Source organism: Azospirillaceae bacterium, assembly GCA_028283825.1.
Taxonomy (GTDB): domain Bacteria; phylum Pseudomonadota; class Alphaproteobacteria; order Azospirillales; family Azospirillaceae; genus Nitrospirillum.
Genome location: JAPWJW010000003.1, coordinates 1,240,332 through 1,256,930, shown reverse-complemented (window position 1 = coordinate 1,256,930; position 16,599 = coordinate 1,240,332). Strand labels below are relative to the sequence as shown.

15 protein-coding genes and 1 pseudogene are annotated in these 16,599 nt (G+C 67.9%); 10 read left to right on the top strand and 6 right to left on the bottom strand.

Translation table 11 applies throughout. The features are described from left to right. Positions 1 to 5: 5 nt before the first annotated feature. The 4 genes from sufC to PW843_17665 all read right to left on the bottom strand — a co-directional run bounded on the left by sufC (position 6) and on the right by PW843_17665 (position 4,539). A complete protein-coding gene (gene sufC / locus PW843_17680) occupies positions 6 to 758 on the bottom strand; it encodes a Fe-S cluster assembly ATPase SufC (protein ID MDE1148420.1) in 753 nt (250 codons plus the stop codon). Positions 759 to 815: 57 nt separating this feature from the next. After that, positions 816 to 2,300: a Fe-S cluster assembly protein SufB gene (gene sufB, locus PW843_17675; GenBank protein ID MDE1148419.1), complete on the bottom strand. Its 1,485-nt coding sequence runs from the start codon at positions 2,298 to 2,300 to the stop codon at positions 816 to 818. A 28-nt stretch (positions 2,301 to 2,328) separates the two neighbouring features. Beyond that, positions 2,329 to 2,814 carry an SUF system Fe-S cluster assembly regulator gene (locus tag PW843_17670; protein MDE1148418.1) on the bottom strand — a complete coding sequence of 162 codons (486 nt, stop codon included), beginning with the start codon at positions 2,812 to 2,814 and terminating at the stop codon, positions 2,329 to 2,331. Between the two features lie 762 nt (positions 2,815 to 3,576). Continuing rightward, positions 3,577 to 4,539 carry a LysR family transcriptional regulator gene (locus tag PW843_17665; GenBank protein MDE1148417.1) on the bottom strand — a complete coding sequence of 321 codons (963 nt, stop codon included), beginning with the start codon at positions 4,537 to 4,539 and terminating at the stop codon, positions 3,577 to 3,579. 158 nt (positions 4,540 to 4,697) lie between these two features. On the opposite strand from PW843_17665, the gene wrbA reads away from it, so the two are divergent. The 8 genes and pseudogenes from wrbA to PW843_17625 all read left to right on the top strand — a co-directional run bounded on the left by wrbA (position 4,698) and on the right by PW843_17625 (position 11,141). Beyond that, positions 4,698 to 5,300 carry an NAD(P)H:quinone oxidoreductase gene (gene wrbA, locus PW843_17660; GenBank protein MDE1148416.1) on the top strand — a complete coding sequence of 201 codons (603 nt, stop codon included), beginning with the start codon at positions 4,698 to 4,700 and terminating at the stop codon, positions 5,298 to 5,300. A 120-nt stretch (positions 5,301 to 5,420) separates the two neighbouring features. After that, the gene (locus tag PW843_17655; protein MDE1148415.1) at positions 5,421 to 5,807 is read left to right on the top strand and encodes a DUF423 domain-containing protein; all 387 of its coding nucleotides are present in this window, start codon (positions 5,421 to 5,423) and stop codon (positions 5,805 to 5,807) included. Further along, positions 5,804 to 6,034, top strand: coding sequence for a sulfurtransferase TusA family protein (locus PW843_17650; protein MDE1148414.1), 231 nt, complete (start codon positions 5,804 to 5,806; stop codon positions 6,032 to 6,034). The genes PW843_17655 and PW843_17650 overlap by 4 nt, the downstream gene beginning before the upstream one ends. Positions 6,035 to 6,145: 111 nt before the next feature. Beyond that, a complete protein-coding gene (locus PW843_17645) occupies positions 6,146 to 7,075 on the top strand; it encodes a histone deacetylase family protein (GenBank protein MDE1148413.1) in 930 nt (309 codons plus the stop codon). A 150-nt stretch (positions 7,076 to 7,225) separates the two neighbouring features. Next, the gene (locus PW843_17640; protein MDE1148412.1) at positions 7,226 to 7,477 is read left to right on the top strand and encodes an exodeoxyribonuclease VII small subunit; all 252 of its coding nucleotides are present in this window, start codon (positions 7,226 to 7,228) and stop codon (positions 7,475 to 7,477) included. Between the two features lie 40 nt (positions 7,478 to 7,517). After that, positions 7,518 to 8,418, top strand: a pseudogene (locus PW843_17635) (polyprenyl synthetase family protein). Between the two features lie 27 nt (positions 8,419 to 8,445). Next, positions 8,446 to 10,362, top strand: a complete 1,917-nt coding sequence (dxs, locus tag PW843_17630; protein ID MDE1148411.1) for a 1-deoxy-D-xylulose-5-phosphate synthase — start codon at positions 8,446 to 8,448, stop codon at positions 10,360 to 10,362. Further along, a complete protein-coding gene (locus PW843_17625) occupies positions 10,362 to 11,141 on the top strand; it encodes a TlyA family RNA methyltransferase (GenBank protein MDE1148410.1) in 780 nt (259 codons plus the stop codon). Before dxs ends, PW843_17625 begins: the two co-directional genes overlap by 1 nt. Here the strand turns inward: PW843_17625 and PW843_17620 are convergent. Together PW843_17620 and sppA are read right to left on the bottom strand one after the other, a co-directional pair. Then, entirely contained in the window at positions 11,128 to 11,982 is an 855-nt protein-coding gene (locus tag PW843_17620; protein ID MDE1148409.1) for a TerC family protein, read from the bottom strand. The two genes, PW843_17625 and PW843_17620, sit on opposite strands and share 14 nt — an antisense overlap. A gap of 161 nt (positions 11,983 to 12,143) precedes the next feature. After that, complete coding sequence (sppA, locus tag PW843_17615; protein MDE1148408.1) at positions 12,144 to 13,946, bottom strand: signal peptide peptidase SppA; 1,803 nt, start codon at positions 13,944 to 13,946, stop codon at positions 12,144 to 12,146. 194 nt (positions 13,947 to 14,140) lie between these two features. Between sppA and pabB the strand changes: the two genes are divergently transcribed. Continuing rightward, positions 14,141 to 15,595 carry an aminodeoxychorismate synthase component I gene (gene pabB / locus PW843_17610; protein MDE1148407.1) on the top strand — a complete coding sequence of 485 codons (1,455 nt, stop codon included), beginning with the start codon at positions 14,141 to 14,143 and terminating at the stop codon, positions 15,593 to 15,595. Further along, positions 15,592 to 16,392: an aminotransferase class IV gene (locus tag PW843_17605; protein ID MDE1148406.1), complete on the top strand. Its 801-nt coding sequence runs from the start codon at positions 15,592 to 15,594 to the stop codon at positions 16,390 to 16,392. Before pabB ends, PW843_17605 begins: the two co-directional genes overlap by 4 nt. The last annotated feature ends 207 nt before the right edge of the window (positions 16,393 to 16,599 follow it).

Below are 16,599 nucleotides of genomic sequence, written 5' to 3'. Positions count from 1 at the left end.
CCCTTTCAGGCGGCTTCGGGGGAGCCGAATTCGGCGTAGCCCTTGGCTTCCAGTTCCAGCGCCAGCTCCTTGCCGCCGCTGCGCACGATTTTGCCATAGGCCAGCACGTGCACATGGTCCGGCACGATGTAGCTCAGCAGGCGCTGGTAATGGGTGATGACCAGCATGGACCGGTCGGGGCCGCGCAGGCTGTTCACGCCATCGGCCACCAGCTTCAGGGCGTCGATGTCCAGGCCGCTGTCGGTCTCGTCCAGGATGGCGAAGCTGGGCTCCAGCATGGCCATCTGCAGGATGTCGTTGCGCTTCTTCTCACCACCGGAGAAGCCGACGTTGACGGCGCGCTTGATCATGTCGTCGTTCATGTTCAGCGACTTGGCCTTGGCGCGGATCAGCTTCAGGAACTGCATGGCGTCCAGCTCGGGCAGGCCCTTGTGCTTGCGCACCGCGTTCAGCGCGGTCTTCAGGAAGGTGGTGTTGGACACGCCGGGGATTTCCACCGGGTACTGGAAGGCCAGGAACACGCCCTCGGCGGCGCGCTCCTCCGCCTCCATGGCCAGCAGGTCCTTGCCCTGGAAGGTCACGGAACCGCCGGTCACCTCATAGCCGTCGCGGCCCGACAGCACGTAGGACAGCGTGCTCTTGCCGGAGCCGTTGGGGCCCATGATGGCGTGCACTTCGCCGGGGTTGATGGTCAGGTTGATCCCTTTCAGGATTTCCTTGCCGTCGACGGTGGCGTGCAGGTTCTTGATTTCCAGCATCGTGTAATTCCTTGAAACCGAATTTCGTAAGGGCAGGGGCTTGAGAGGATTGCGGCCTCAGCCCACGCTGCCTTCCAGACTGATGGCGACCAGCTTCTGCGCCTCGACCGCGAATTCCATGGGCAGTTCCTTCAGGACCTCCCGGCAGAAGCCGTTGACGATCAGGCCGACCGCGTCCTCTTCCGACAGCCCGCGGGCGCGGCAGTAGAACAGCTGGTCCTCGCTGATCTTGGCGGTGGTGGCCTCATGCTCCACCCGGGCGGTGCGGTTGCGGCTTTCGATGTAGGGCACCGTGTGGGCGCCGCACTTGTCACCGATCAGCAGGCTGTCGCACTGGGTGTAGTTACGTGCCCCTTCCGCCTTGGGCAGGATGCGCACCAGGCCGCGATAGGTGCTCTGCGCCTTGCCGGCGGAGATGCCCTTGGCCACGATGGTCGACCGGGTGTTCTTCCCGATGTGGATCATCTTCGTGCCGGTATCGGCCTGCTGGTAGTTGTTGGTGATGGCGACGGAATAGAACTCGCCCACCGAATTGTCGCCCTGCAGGATGCAGCTGGGATACTTCCAGGTGATGGCGGAACCCGTTTCCACCTGCGTCCAGCTGATCTTGGAGTTCCGGCCACGGCAGGCGCCGCGCTTGGTCACGAAGTTGTAGATGCCGCCCTTGCCGTTCTCATCACCGGGGTACCAGTTCTGGACGGTGGAATATTTGATGGTGGCGTCATCCATGGCCACCAGCTCCACCACGGCGGCGTGCAGCTGGTTCTCGTCGCGCATGGGGGCGGTACAGCCCTCCAGATAGCTGACGTAGCTGCCTTCGTCGGCGATGATCAGCGTGCGTTCGAACTGGCCGGTATTGGACGCGTTGATGCGGAAATAGGTCGACAGCTCCATCGGGCAGCGCACGCCCTTGGGGATGTAGACGAACGACCCGTCGGTGAACACGGCCGAATTCAGCGTGGCGTAGTAGTTGTCGGAATAGGGCACGACCGAGCCCATGTACTTGCGCACCAGCTCCGGATGCTCCCGCACCGCTTCGGAGATGGAACAGAAGATGATGCCCTTCTCCTCCAGCTTCTTCTTGAAGGTGGTGGCGACCGACACGCTGTCGAACACGGCGTCCACCGCGATGGCCGGCATGTCGCCGGCACCGGCGACGCCGGCCAGGATGGCCTGTTCCTTCAGCGGGATGCCCAGCTTCTCATAGGTCTTCAGCAGCTCGGGATCGACCTCGTCCAGCGACTGCGGCTTGTCCTTGGCGGCCTTGGGTGCCGCGTAATAGTGGCTGTCCTGGTAGTCGATCTTGGGGAAATCGACCATGGCCCAGGTCGGCTCCTCCATCGTCAGCCAGTGGCGATAGGCTTGCAGGCGCCATTCCAGCAGCCACTCCGGCTCCCCCTTCTTGGCGGAGATGAAGCGGACGATGTCCTCGTTCAGGCCCTTGGGCGCCAGGTCGGACTCGATCTCGGTCGTGAAGCCGTACTTGTACTTCTGCTCCGTGACGGCGCGGACCTGTTCGACGGTCTGTTCGGTGGCGGCCATGTTCTTGCTCTTCCTCGAATTCGATACGTCAGCGCGCGACCGGCAGGGCCGGCGCGCTGTGCGGTGCCGCCGGCGCGGCGGAATTTGCGGGCAGGGGGGTATCCATGAAGACGGGCCGGGCCATGTCGGCCAGGCTGACGCTTTCCAGCGCGCCGCGGACGGCGCGGTTCACCCGGTCCCAGTTGCCACGCCGGGGGCACAGGCTTTCCACCCCGCATGCGCCGGCCGAGCCCTCGACACAGTCGGTCAGGGCGATGGGGCCGTCGATGGCGGCGATGATCTGGGCCACGTTGATGGCCTCGGGGCTCCGTGCCAGGCGGTAACCGCCGGTGGCGCCGCGGTGCGATGCCATCAGCCCGTCCCGGGCCAGCAGCTTCAGGATCTTGGCCACGGTCGGGGCGGGCAGGCCGGTACGCTCCGCCAGCGAGGTGGCGTTGTGCGATCCGCCCTCGCCCTGCATCATCGCGGTCATGACCACGACGGCGTAGTCCGTCAATTTGCTCAACCGGATCAATGCGATAATCCTGTCGCGTCGGGTTTGCACCTTAAGGTCCCGGCGACTGCCGGAACCGGGGGCGGAAGACCGGCCCGTCAATCCGGACCAAATCAGTACCCTTTAAGTAGCGACTCCCCCCGGCATGTCAAGCGACGAAGATTTGCGGCATATGACGGGTTTGGGGGGGCGGGTTGCGGTAAAAGCGGGTTGTGACAGGATTATGAAAATCGTTCGCAATTGGCCGCCGCCAAGTCATCGTGGGCCATTTCGCGTTGTCTGGACTCTGCCCAACTGCTTTCTCGCCCCTTCCGGGTGCGTGTTAACCCGGTATGACGACAGCGGGTAGCCGCTGCTTTGCGGCATGAGGGATCGTCGTTTGACCCGGCCCGCCGGGGGGCGCACGCTTTGTTTCAGGAGGCGGGCGTCACAGCCCGCGCTTGAACCGGACGAAACCCCCTGCATGGTGGGACATCCGGAAACACGGTCGGATCTATCGTGGCAAAGCGGCCGCCCTAGCGCGGATTCAAGGCTTTTTGCCCATCCGACTGAGAATGGACGGCGGACCAGGCTGTACAGTCACCGGGGATGGCGGCTCAATACGGGGCTGCCGCCTGTCGGGACAACGCCTGATCCGCCGTCTTTAATTGTGCTGTTCCCTCAGACGGCGGGCGGGCCCATCCGGGCCCTTGCCTCATCCTCCCTTTCCAGTCCACTTCGTTCCCCGGAAAGGTCCGGCGGACGTGGTCGCGTCCTTGTCGCTTCGCTCCTTTTCCAGGTGCGCTATCCCAACTTCAATCCCGCATCCCAATAGGGGTTGGGGCCGAAGCGGTCGGCCAGGAAATCCACGAACACCCGCACCTTGGACGACAGGTGGCGGTTGGCGGGGAAGACGGCGTTGATGGCGCTGCGGCTGACCGACCATTCCTGCAGGATGGGCACGACGCGGCCGTCGGCCACGGCGTCGCCGCAGATGAAGGTGGGCAGCGACACGATGCCGACGCCGGCGCAGGCCGCCTCCAGCAGCACGTCGCCGTTGTTGGCGCGCAGGCGCGCATTCACCTTCACCAGGCGGGTGGCCGCGTCGATGTCGTGGTTGCCGCCGCGCGCCGCCCCCGGCGTCAACGGCGTGACGCGGAACGGCCATTGCGCCCCCTGCGGCGCGTTGGTGTAGATCAGGCAGTCATGCTGGGCCAAATCATCCGGCGCGCGGGGGATGCCCCGGCGGGTCAGGTAGGCCGGGCTGGCGGCGTGCACCACCCGCGTGGGGCAGATGCGCTTGGCCACCAATGAGCTGTCCTTCAACTGGCCGATGCGCACGGCCACGTCGTAGCCCTCATCCACCAGATCCACGAAGCGGTCGTTCAGGTCCATCTCCACCTCGATATCGGGGAAGGCGGACAGGAAGTCGGCGATGGCCGGCCCTAAGTGCTTCATGCCGAAGCTCATGGGGGCCGCCACCTTCAGCACGCCACGGGGGGCGGCCTGCAAACTGGCGACGGAGCGGTCGGCTTCATCCACGTCGGCCAGGATCTGCTGCACCCGGGCCAGGTAGGTCTCCCCCGCCTCGGTCAGGCTGATGCGCCGAGTGGTGCGGTTCAGCAGCCGGGCGCCCAGCCGCGCCTCCAGTTCCGTCATGCGGCGGCTGGCGGCGGAGCGCGACAGGCCCAGCTTGTCCGCCGCCACCGTGAAGCTGCGGCTTTCCACCACGCGGGCGAACAGGGCCATGTCGTCCAGGCGATCCATGTCGGGGTCCTTTTGTCGGGCCGCATTGTTGCGGGGCGCGGAACAATTTTATGCCCAGGCACCGGATTATCCGCAATGCGTAACGCGGTTATGGTCCGTCCATCCAATCGGCCCCGCCCCGAACGCCCGGCCCGAACCCTGAGATGGAGTGTCAAGCAATGGCCAAGGTCCTCGTCCTCTACTACAGCAGCTACGGCCACATCGAGACCATGGCCAAGGCCGTGGCCGAGGGTGCGGCGTCGGTCGCCGGCACCGAGGTGGTGGTGAAGCGCGTGCCGGAGACGGTGCCGACCGAGATCGCCACCAAGGCCGGCTTCAAGCTGGCGCAGGACGCCCCGGTCGCCACGGTGGATGAACTGCCGCAGTACGACGCCATCATCTTCGGCACCCCCACCCGCTTCGGCATGATGGCGGCGCCCATGCGCAACTTCCTGGACCAGACCGGCGGCCTGTGGTTCACCGGCGCCCTGATCGGCAAGGTGGGCAGCGTCTTCGCCTCCTCCGCCACCCAGCACGGCGGGCAGGAGGCCACCATCCTGTCCTTCCACACCAGCCTGCTGCATCACGGCATGGTGATCGCCGGCCTGCCCTACAGCTTCCAGGGCCAGACCAACAATGCCGAGGTGACGGGCGGCAGCCCCTACGGCGCCACCACCATCGCCAATGGCGACGGCTCGCGCCAGCCCAGCGAGAACGAGTTGGCCGGCGCCCGCTTCCAGGGCGCCCACGTTGCCGGCATCGCCGCCAAGCTGGCCGGTTGAGGTTTTGTGATTGATGACGCGACGGGCCGTCCCCATGCCGGGGGCGGCCCGTTCGCGTTTGCCTGGCGCGCGGCGGGCCCATATCCTGGCACGGTCTTACGATGTGAAAGGATTTGGGGGATGTTGACGCAGGATGCGCGGGCCCGGCTGGCCGTGGCGGGATTGATCGGCGCCATCGCCGTGGCGGCCGGCGCCTATGCCGTGCACGGACTGGCGCTGGTGCGCGACGCCCATGCCGTCGGCCTGTGGCAGACGGCCAGCCAGTACCAGCTGATGCACATGGCCGCCGCCGTGGCCGCCACGCTGGGTGGTTCGCTGTTGCACCGCCGCCTGGCCGCCATCGCCGGCTGGCTGTTCATCATTGGCGCCGTGCTGTTCGGCGCCGCACTCTATGGCCTGGGCTGGTGGGGGCCCAGCGCCTTGGGTGCGGTGGCGCCGGTGGGTGGTTCCAGCTTCATCCTGGGCTGGCTGGTGCTGGCGGCGTCCGCCCTGAAGGCGCCGCGATGAGTGAAGGGGATCGCACGCTGGATGCGCGGGGGCTGATCTGCCCCCTGCCGGTGCTGCGTGCCCGCAAGGCGTTGATGGCCATGCCGGCGGGGGCGGTGCTAACCCTGCTGGCCACCGACCAGGGCGCGCGCCGCGACGTGCCGGCCTTCTGCGAGGCCACGGGCCATGCCTTGCTGGCGGCTGATGAGGCGGACGGGGTGCTGACCTTCACCCTGCGCCGGGCTTGAGACCACGAAGGCACTGGCGGCTGGGGGGCGGCTTCGGTGATGATGGCCGATCGCCCGGACGTCATCCGTGCCGGGCCATAACAATGAATGCAGGGTTCGAGGAAGCGGCATATGGCGACGGCGTTGTTCACCCATTGGGCCTGCCTGGAACATGAGACGGGGCCGGGGCATCCGGAGAATGCGGCGCGCCTGTCGGCCATCATGCGCGCCCTGGATGCGGAACGGTTCCAATACCTGGACCGCCGCCAGGCGCCGGCCGCGACCTTCGACCAGATCGAACGGGTGCACACCCCCGACATGGTGCAGCGCCTGCTGGCCGCGGTACCCGTCACCGGCGTGGTGGCGCTGGACGGCGACACCATGCTGTCCCCGGGCAGCATCGAGGCGGCCCTGCGCGCCGCCGGTGCCGTCTGCGCCGCCGTGGATGCCGTGATGGCGGGGGAGGTGCGCAACGCCTTCTGCGCCATCCGCCCGCCCGGCCACCATGCCGAACCGGGCCAGGCCATGGGTTTCTGCCTGTTCAACAATGTCGGCGTGGCGGCGGAGCATGCCCGCGCCGTCCACGGCCTGCGCCGCATTGCCATCGTCGATTTCGACGTCCACCACGGCAACGGCAGCCAGACCCTGGCCCAGCACGACCCGGAGCTGTTCTACGGCTCCACCCATGAATGGCCGCTCTACCCCGGCACCGGCGCCCTGGGCGACCGGGGGGATTTCGACACGGTGGTCAACGTGCTACTGCGCGCCGGCTCCGGTGGGGCGGAATTCCGCGAGGGCATGCGGTCCAGCCTGTTGCCGGCCCTGGACGCCTTCGCCCCGGAACTTATCTTCATCTCCGCCGGTTTCGATGCGCACCGCGCCGACCCGCTGGCCGACCTGGCCCTGGTCGAGGATGACTTCGTCTGGGCGACGGCGGAGATCGCGGCCATCGCCGACCGCCACTGTGGCGGCCGCTTGGTCTCGTCCCTGGAAGGGGGCTATGATCCCCTGGCGTTGGCATCCTGCGTCGCCGCCCATGTGGGCACGTTGATGGAGGTGTGATGCATCAAGGTTACGGTCGCTGGGCGTATGCCTCCCGACACCGCCACGCCGGGCCGGGATGCTTGCGGCGGGCAGCGGCGGGTCCTAAAGTCCCCGGCCTTGAGATGATGCGCCTGTCGTTCAAGCATGGCGCGGAGATTTGGACGATCCATGACTGAGCTGACCCTGCCGGCAGACATCAAGGCCATGAGTTTCGAGGATGCCCTGGGCGAGTTGGAACGCATCGTGCGCCAGCTTGAGGACGGCAAGGCCAAGCTGGACGACGCCATCGGTTTTTATGAGCGTGGTACCCTGCTGAAGCGCCATTGCGAGGGCAAGCTGCGGGAGGCCCAGGAAAAGGTCGATCGCATCACCCTGGGCAGTGACGGCCAGGTGGGCGTGGAACCGGCCCGCATCGACTGAGTCCCCTATCGGTTGGCCCTTATCGATTGAGTAGCCCCTGATGCCCAGCCTGCCCAAATCCCTGACCGTCGCCATGGCGGACACCGTCGAACAGGTGGAAACCGCCATCGACATCCTGCTGCCGCGCAGCAGCATGGCGGAGGCCAAGCTGTATGAGGCCATGCGCTACAGCTGCCTGGGCGGGGGCAAGCGGCTGCGGCCCTTCCTGGTGATGGAAAGCGCCCGGATGTTCAACGTCAGCCCGGCCTGCGCGCTGCGCGTCGCGGCGGCGATCGAGTTCGTGCACTGCTATTCCCTGGTTCATGACGACCTGCCGGCCATGGATGACGCCCGGCTGCGCCGGGGCCGCCCCACCGTTCACCGCCAGTTCGACGAGGCCACGGCCATCCTGGCCGGCGACGCCCTGCTGACGGCGGCGTTCGAGGTGCTGACCGACCATGAGACGCATGAGGATCCACGCGTGCGCTGCGCACTGGTGTCGGCGCTGGCCAAGGCGTCGGGTGCCCGCGGCATGGTGGGCGGCCAGATGCTGGACCTGATCGCGGAAACCCAGGCGCTGGACATCGGCGCCATCACGCGGTTGCAGCGGCTGAAGACCGGTGAACTGATCGCCTTCTCGGCCACGGCCGGCGCCATCCTGGGCCGCGCCTCGCCGCCGCAGTTCCATGCCCTTCAGGCCTACGCCCACGATCTGGGCCTGGCCTTTCAAATCGCCGACGACCTGCTGGATGTCGAGGGGACGGAGGCCGAGACCGGCAAATCCGTCGGCCGCGACCGCCCGGCCGGCAAGGCGACTTTCGTGTCCATCCTGGGCCTGGAGCGGGCCCGCGATCAGGCGGGCCGCCTGGCCGACCAGGCCACGCGGCCATCTTGAGATTTTCGAGGGACGGGCCTCCATGTTGCAGGCGGTGGCGCGCTTCGTTGTGGATCGGCGTTCTTAATAAAAGAGTATGATTGGGAGCCGATGAATGGCGACGAAGACCCCGCTGTTGGACCTGTGTCCGACGCCTGACCGCCTGCGCGAGCTGCGTCCGGAGCAGTTGGTCCAGCTGGCGGATGAGCTGCGGTCCGAGACGATCGACGCGGTGTCGGTGACGGGTGGCCACCTGGGCGCCGGCCTGGGCGTGGTGGAATTGACGGTGGCGCTGCATTACGTGTTCGACACGCCGGCGGACCGCATCATCTGGGACGTGGGCCACCAGGCCTACCCGCACAAGATCCTGACCGGTCGTCGCGACCGCATCCGCACCCTGCGCACGGGCGGCGGCCTGTCCGGCTTCACCCGCCGGGCGGAGAGCGAGTACGACCCGTTTGGTGCCGCCCACAGCTCCACCTCCATTTCCGCCGGCCTGGGCATGGCGCTGGCGCGCGACCTGTCGGGTGCGAAGAACCATGTCATCGCGGTGATCGGCGACGGTTCCATCTCCGCCGGCATGGCGTATGAGGCGATGAACAACGCTGGCGCCCTGGGCTCCCGCCTGGTGGTGATCCTGAACGACAACGACATGTCGATCGCCCCGCCGGTGGGTGCCGTGTCCGGCTACCTGGCCCGCCTGGTCAGCAGCAGCCAGTACCGCAACCTGCGGGACATCGGCCGTCAGGTGGCGGAACGCCTGCCGCGTCCCCTGCAGAACGCCGCCCGCCGGGTTGAGGAATACGCCCGTGGCATGGTGATGGGCGGGACGCTGTTCGAGGAACTGGGCTTCTATTACGTGGGCCCGATCGACGGCCACGACCTGGACCAGCTGGTTCCCATCCTGGAGAACATCCGGGATGAGCCGAACGGCCGTCCGGTGCTGATCCACGCGGTGACGCAGAAGGGCAAGGGCTACGCGCCGGCGGAGGCCTCGGCCGACAAGCTGCACGCGGTGGGGCGGTTCGACGTGGTGACGGGCGCCCAGGCCAAGGCCAAGGCGAACGCGCCGACATACACCCGCGTCTTCGCCGACAGCCTGATCAAGGAGGCCAAGGCCGACGACAAGGTGGTGGCGATCACGGCGGCGATGCCGTCGGGCACGGGTCTGGACCTGTTCGGCCAGGCGTTCCCGACGCGGACCTTCGACACGGGCATCGCGGAGCAGCACGCGGTGACGTTCGCGGCGGGCATGGCGACGGAAGGCTACAAGCCGTTCGTGGCGATCTATTCGACCTTCCTGCAACGCGGCTACGACCAGCTGGTGCACGACGTGGCCTTGCAGAACCTGCCGGTCCGCTTCGCCATGGACCGTGCCGGCCTGGTGGGGGCGGACGGCGCCACGCATGCCGGCGCCTTCGACCTGGCCTATCTCTGCTGCCTGCCCAACATGGTGGTGATGGCGGCGGCGGATGAGGCGGAACTGGTGCACATGGTGGCGACGTCGGTCGCCCATGACAGCGGCCCCATCGCGCTGCGCTACCCGCGTGGCGAGGGCGTGGGCATCGAAATGCCGGAGAAGGGCGAGGTCCTGCCCATCGGCAAGGGCCGCATCGTCCGCCAAGGCACCACGGTGGCGCTGCTGAGCCTGGGCACGCGCCTGGGTGAGGCCTTGAAGGCGGCGGAAGAGCTGGGGTCGCGCGGCCTGTCGACGACGGTGGCGGACGCGCGCTTCGCCAAGCCGATCGACCGGGAACTGGTTCGCCAGTTGGCGGTTGAGCATGATGTGCTGGTGACGATCGAGGAAGGGTCCGTGGGTGGCTTCGGCGCCCAGGTGATGCAGTACCTGGCGGAAGAGGGCCTGTTCGACGCCGGCCTGAAGTTCCGCCCCCTGGTCCTGCCCGACCGCTATCAGGAGCACGACAGCCCCGCCAAGCAGTATGACGAGGCCGGCCTGAACGCCAACGGCATCGTCGATACCGTGCTGAAGGCCTTGGGCACGAAGGCGGCGCTGCTGGCGCCCAAAGCCTGATGTCGGACGAATCCCCCAAAGCCAAGGCGGCCAAGCCAGGCAAGGTCCGTGTGGACCAGGCCTTGGTGGAACGCGGTCTGGTGGAAAGCCGGGCCCGCGCCCAGGCGCTGGTGCTGGCCGGCTTGGTCTATGCCGACACCCTGCGCATCGACAAGCCCGGCCAGACCATCCCCGCCGACAAGACCCTGAGCCTGAAGGGCCAGGACCATCCCTGGGTGTCGCGCGGCGGGTTGAAGCTGGTGCACGGCCTGGATCATTTCGGATTCGATCCGACGGGCGTGACCGCCATCGACGTGGGCGCCAGCACCGGCGGCTTCACCGACGTGCTGCTGACGCGCGGTGCCGCCAAGGTCTACGCGGTGGATGTGGGCCACGGCCAGTTCGCCTGGAAGCTGCGCACCGACCCGCGCGTGGTGGTGATGGAAAAGACCAACGCCCGCCACCTGACGGCCGAGATCATCCCCGACCCCATCGGCATGGTGGTGTGCGACGCCAGCTTCATCGGCCTGGCCACCGTGCTGCCGGCGGCATTGGACTTGGTTCAGCCCGGCGGCAAGCTGGTCGCCCTGATCAAGCCGCAGTTCGAGGTGGGCAAGGGCCGCGTCGGCAAGGGCGGCGTGGTGCGTGAGCCGGAACTGCACCAGGAAGTCTGCGACGCCACCGTCGCCTGGCTGTCGGCCCGCCCCGGGTGGATCGTCCGGGGCGTCGACCCCAGCCCCATCCTGGGGCCGGAGGGCAACCGCGAGTTCCTGATCGGCGCCGAGTTCAATCCGGCCTGAGTTGCGCCAGCGCCTCGGCCGTGGTGACCGTGGCCAGCACCGCGCCCTGGGCGTCCGTTATGGTCACCACCCCGCCGGGTGTGTCGCGCAGCCGTTGCAGCAGAGTGGCTGCGTCTGCCGTCGGTGCTGTGCGCTTGCGCCGGCCGATCTGGTTGGCGGCCTCGATCAGGATGGAGAAGCCGATGGCGGCGTAGAGATAGCCCTTGGGGATGTGCAGGCCCAGGCCTTCCGTCACCAGGCTGAAGCCCACCATCAGCAGGAAGCCCAGGCCCAGGATGATGACCGTGGGGTGGCGGGAGATGAAGGCCATCAAGGGCTTGGACGCCGCCAGCATCACGGCCATGGCGATGCAGACGGCGGCCACCATCACCGGCAGCTCATCCACCATTCCGACCGCCGTGATGACGCTGTCCAGCGAGAACACGGCATCCAGCACCACGATCTGCGCCACCGCGCGCCAGAAGATGTCGGCCCCCTTACCGCTGCCCTCGTGGCCCTTGTGCTGCCCGCCCTCCAGCCGTTCATGCAGTTCCATCGTGCCCTTGGCGATCAGGAAACCGCCGCCCAGGATCAGGATGAGGTCGCGGCCCGAGATGGAATAACCCGCCACGCTGAACAGCGGCTGGGTCAGCGCCATGATCCAGGAGATGGAGAACAGCAGGCCCAGGCGCATGAACAGCGCCAGCGAAAGACCCACCACCCGGGCCCGGTTGCGCTGTTCCGGCGGCAGCTTGTCCGCCACGATGGCCAGGAAGATCAAATTGTCGATACCGAGGACGATCTCAAGCGCGACGAGGGTCAGCAGCCCAAGCCAGATGCTCGGGTCGGCAAGGAAATCCATGGCAAGGGGGCCTGTGAGTGGTGGGTTCTTCTTAAGTTAGCGCATCAGATGGTGACAAATCGCCGCATATGCCAGGGTGCGCGCCCTTTTCGCGCAAAAGAAAACCCCCGGCCAGGGAAACCCTGGCCGGGGGTGGTGTTCCGGTTTGGATCGGATGCGCCTTAGTAGGCGGCGCTGTTGACGCTGAGATCCGGCATCATCAGCACCTGATCCTGCCGGCGGGCGGCGCGGACCACGGGTTGCAATACGTTCAGCAGCGGGCCGTAGTCGGCCATCACCTTGTCCGCCCCCCGCGCCTCGGCAGCGCTGGCCATCTGGACGGCGGCTTTGCCGTTCAGCAGGTCCAGCACCATCTCATAGGTGTTCTTGGGCTTGGGGAACTGCACGATGGTCAGGCTGGCCCCGGCCGGGATGTTGGCCACCTGCCGCACCTGTTGCAAGGCCACGTCATAGCCGCCGATGGCGTCCACCAGGCCCAGATCCTTGGCCTGGCGGCCGGTGTAGACGCGGCCCTTGGCGATGTCCTGCACCTTGGCGATATCCAGCTTGCGCCCCTTGGCGACACCGTTGGTGAACTGGGTGTAGATCGCGTCCAGCATGGCTTCCTGGCGCGCGTTCTCGCTGTCGGTATAGGGGCTGGCCGGGCTCCAGATCGTGGCGTTGGCGCCGCGGGTCACCTGGTCGATGCCCACGCCCAGCTTGTCGGCCAGGCCCTTGGCCACGAACTTGCCGCCCAGCACGCCGATGGACCCGGTCAGGGTGGCGGGCAGGGCCACGATGCGGTCGGCATCCATCGCCACCCAATAGCCGCCGGACCCCGCCACGTCGCCCATGGAGATGACCACCGGCTTGCCGGCGGCCCGCGCCCTGTCTACGGCATGGCGCACCACCTCCGACCCCACGGGGCTGCCGCCGGGGCTGTTCACCCGGAACAGGATGGCCTTGACGCTCGCCTGCTGGATGGCGGTGTCGAAGGCGTCGGCGACGCGGTTGGCGGCGAAGGCGGCCTGGTTGCCGAAGCCGCTGTCGTCCTTGCCGCCCCGCTCGATCTCACCCTCGCCCACGATCAGGGCGATGGTGGGGCCGGACTGGAAGGCGGAACCGGCGATCTTGCCATAGCTCAGCAGGCCCACCGTGTCGGCGTCGGCGGCCTTGCCGCCCGCCCGGTCCAGGGCCGCCTTTTCCACCTCATCGAAATAACCCAGCTTGTCCACCAGCTTGCCGGCCAGCGCCTCGCTGTCCAGCAGGGGGGCGTGGTCGATGGCGGTCTTCACCGCGTCGGGGCCCAAATGGCGCCCTTCCGCGATGCCCAGCACCATCTGGTCATAGATGTCGCCGGCCAGGCTTTCCGTCATTTCGCGGTTGGCGGGCGTCGCCTTCTTTTCCGCATACATCTCCGCCGCCGTCTTGTAATCGGCGCGTTTGCTGATCTCCGGCTGCACGCCGATGGTGTCCAAGGCACCCCGGAAGAAGGTCTGGGTGACGGCGATGCCGGTGATGCCCACCGTGCCCACCGGCTGCAGCCACACCTGGTCGAAGCCGCTGGCCAGGTAATAGGGGCCCATGCCGCTGCCGGCGTCGCCGAAGCTTTCGGCGTGGATGTAGGCGAAGCGGCCGGTGGCGCGGAAGCGGGCGATGGCGTCGCGCAGTTCCTGGGTGGTGGCGATGCCCTGGCTGGCGTTGCCCACCTTGGCGACGAAGCCCTTCACCCGTGGGTCGCGGCCGGCCTGTTCCAGGGCGTCCACCACCTCGCGCACGCTGCCGTGGCGGCTGGAGAAGACACCGGCCCATCCGTCCTCACCCGGCGCTTCCGCCAGGGGGCGTTCGAAGTCGAATTCCAGGACGATGGACTGGGGCAGGGTGGGCTGTTTGTCCTTGGTCTTGATCGCCAGCAGGATCAGGCCGGCGACAAGCAGAACGCCGAACAGGCCGATCAAGGCGAACAAGCGTACGATGAAACGCATCGAGGCGGTTTCCTGGGAGCCGTAAATTCCGACCGCCATACCACCACAGCGCGTGACCCTTGCCAAGGCGGCCGGGTGGCGGGGCATGCCTTACCTTCGGCTGGCGCCATTCGTAAGACACCCATTTCATAAGACACAAGGTTGCCGACCTTCGTCTGGCGGGGCCCCGGTCGACGGGGTAAGGTCCGCCCACCATGACGCGCCCCGCATCCATCACGGCAGTGCCGCTGTCCATCACCGATCCCGTGGCGCTGTACGCCCGGCTGGCGCACCTGTCGCGTCCCTTCCTGCTGGATGGCGCTGCCGCCGATCTGACCCGCGCCCGCTACAGCTACATCGGCGCCGATCCCCATGCCTGGGTGGAATGCGCCGGTGCCGCCGTCACGGTGAACGGCCAGGTGGTGGCGGGTGACGCGCTGACGGTGGTGGGCGACCTGCTGGCGGCTGGGCGGGTGCTGGTGGGCGATGGCCCCACGGCACCGGACCTGCCGCCTTTCCGCGGTGGAGCGGTGGGATTCCTGGGGTATGAGCTGGGCGGCCAACTGGAGGCGCTGCCGGCACCGCATGCCGCCGACCTGCCGCTGCCCGACATGGCGGTGGGCTTTTATAACCGCATCGTCGCCATCGACCATGCGACGGGGCGGGCCTGGATCCTGTCCGCCGGCCGGCCGGATGCCGACGCCCGCGCCCGGGAATGGCAGGCGCTGCTGGATGCCCCTGCCGGTGCGACGCCGGCAGGGCAGGGCCCCTTGCTGGACGGGGCCGGCTGGCGCGCCGCCTGGTCCAGGGACGATCATGAGGCGGCGGTGGCGCGCACGGTGGACTACATCGCCGCCGGCGACATCTACCAGGCCAACATCACCCAGCGTTTCCTGGCCCGCCTGGCGCCGGGCGCGACGCCGCTGGACCTGTACGCCCGGCTGCGGCCCCGCGCGGCGGCGCCGTTTTCGGCCTTGCTTGACTTGGGCCAGGGCCGCGCGGTGGTGTCGGTGTCGCCGGAACGCTTCCTGGCGCTGGACACCGCCGGCCGGGTGCAGACCCGGCCCATCAAGGGCACGCGGCCACGCGACCCCGACCCCGTTCGTGACCGGGCCCTGGCGGCCGACCTGTTGGCCTCGCCCAAGGATAGGGCGGAAAACCTGATGATCGTGGATCTGATGCGCAACGACCTGTCGCGGGTGGCGGAGGTGGGCAGTGTGGCGGTGCCCACCCTGTGCGGGCTGGAAAGCTATCGCACCGTGCATCACCTGGTCAGCGTGGTGGAGGCGACCCTCAAGCGCGGCCTGGGGCCGGTGGATCTGCTGCGCGCCACCTTCCCCGGCGGGTCCATCACCGGGGCGCCCAAGATCCGCGCCATGCAGATCATCCATGAGCTGGAGGGCGCCCGGCGTGGGCCCTATTGCGGGTCGGTGCTGTGGCTGGGCTGGGACGGGGCCATGGACAGTTCCATCATCATCCGCACCCTGGCGGTGGCCGAGGGCCGGGTGATGGTCCAGGCCGGCGGCGGCATCGTGGCCGACAGCGACCCGGCGGCGGAATATGAGGAAAGCCTGGTCAAGGCCAAGGCGCTGCTGACGGCGTTGGACCCCGACATGGCCTGGCCGCCGGTGGTGGCGGACAGTGGGCGATCCGGAAGCGAGGCGGCATGAACCTGGTCTGGCTGAACGGTACCTTGCGACCGGCGGCATCCGCCGGCATCGCGTTCAATGACCGGGGCTTCCTGCTGGGCGACGGCCTGTTTGAGACGCTGTGCTGGCGGGACGGCGCCGTTGTCCGCCTGGACGCCCATCTGGCGCGCCTGCGGGATGGGGCGGCGGTGCTGGGCCTGCCCCTGCCGCCCATGGCTGAATTGGCGGCGGCGCTGGCCGATACGGCGGCGGCCAACGATCTGGCGGATGGTGCCCTGCGCCTGACGGTCAGTGCCGGCCTCGGCCCCCGGGGCCTGCCGCGTCCGAACCCGCCCACACCCACCATCCTGGTGACGGCGGCCCCCGCCGGCGCGGTGTTGCCGCCGGCCCGGGTGGTGGTGGCGACGGTCACCCGCCGTAACGAGCATTCGCCCCTGTCGCGGGTGAAAAGCCTGAACTACCTGGACCAGATCCTCGCGCGGCGCCAGGCGGCGGCGGAGGGGGCGGACGACGCCGTGCTGCTGAACACCGCCGGCCGGGTGGCGGGCGCCACCGCCGCCACGCTGTTCGCGGTGCTGGACGGCGCCCTGGTGACCCCGCCGCTGGCGGACGGCGTGCTGCCCGGAACCCGGCGGGCGGCCGTAATGGATCAACTGGGCGGTGTGGAGCGATCCCTGCTGCCGGCCGACCTGGTCCGCGCCACGGAACTGTTCCTCACCTCCAGCCTCATGGTACGGCCGGTGGTGGCCATGGATGGCCGGCCGGTGGGCGATGGCCGGCCAGGTGCCCTGATGCTCGAGGCGCGGCGCCGAACCTGATTTTTGCACATCGCATGGGTTTGTTGCGAAATGCAGTTACGCCCTATCCCGAGGGCGTGATGCGTGATGCATTGGTTTTTCTAGTTCCAAGGATATATGCCGATCGGGTGGGGTGGGTTGAAGACGGGCCGCGTTCCTATCTGACTGATATCGCTAATATTTTCAGAGAATGCTCGCGGTGCGGCGAAAGTTGGCATGCCGGATGCT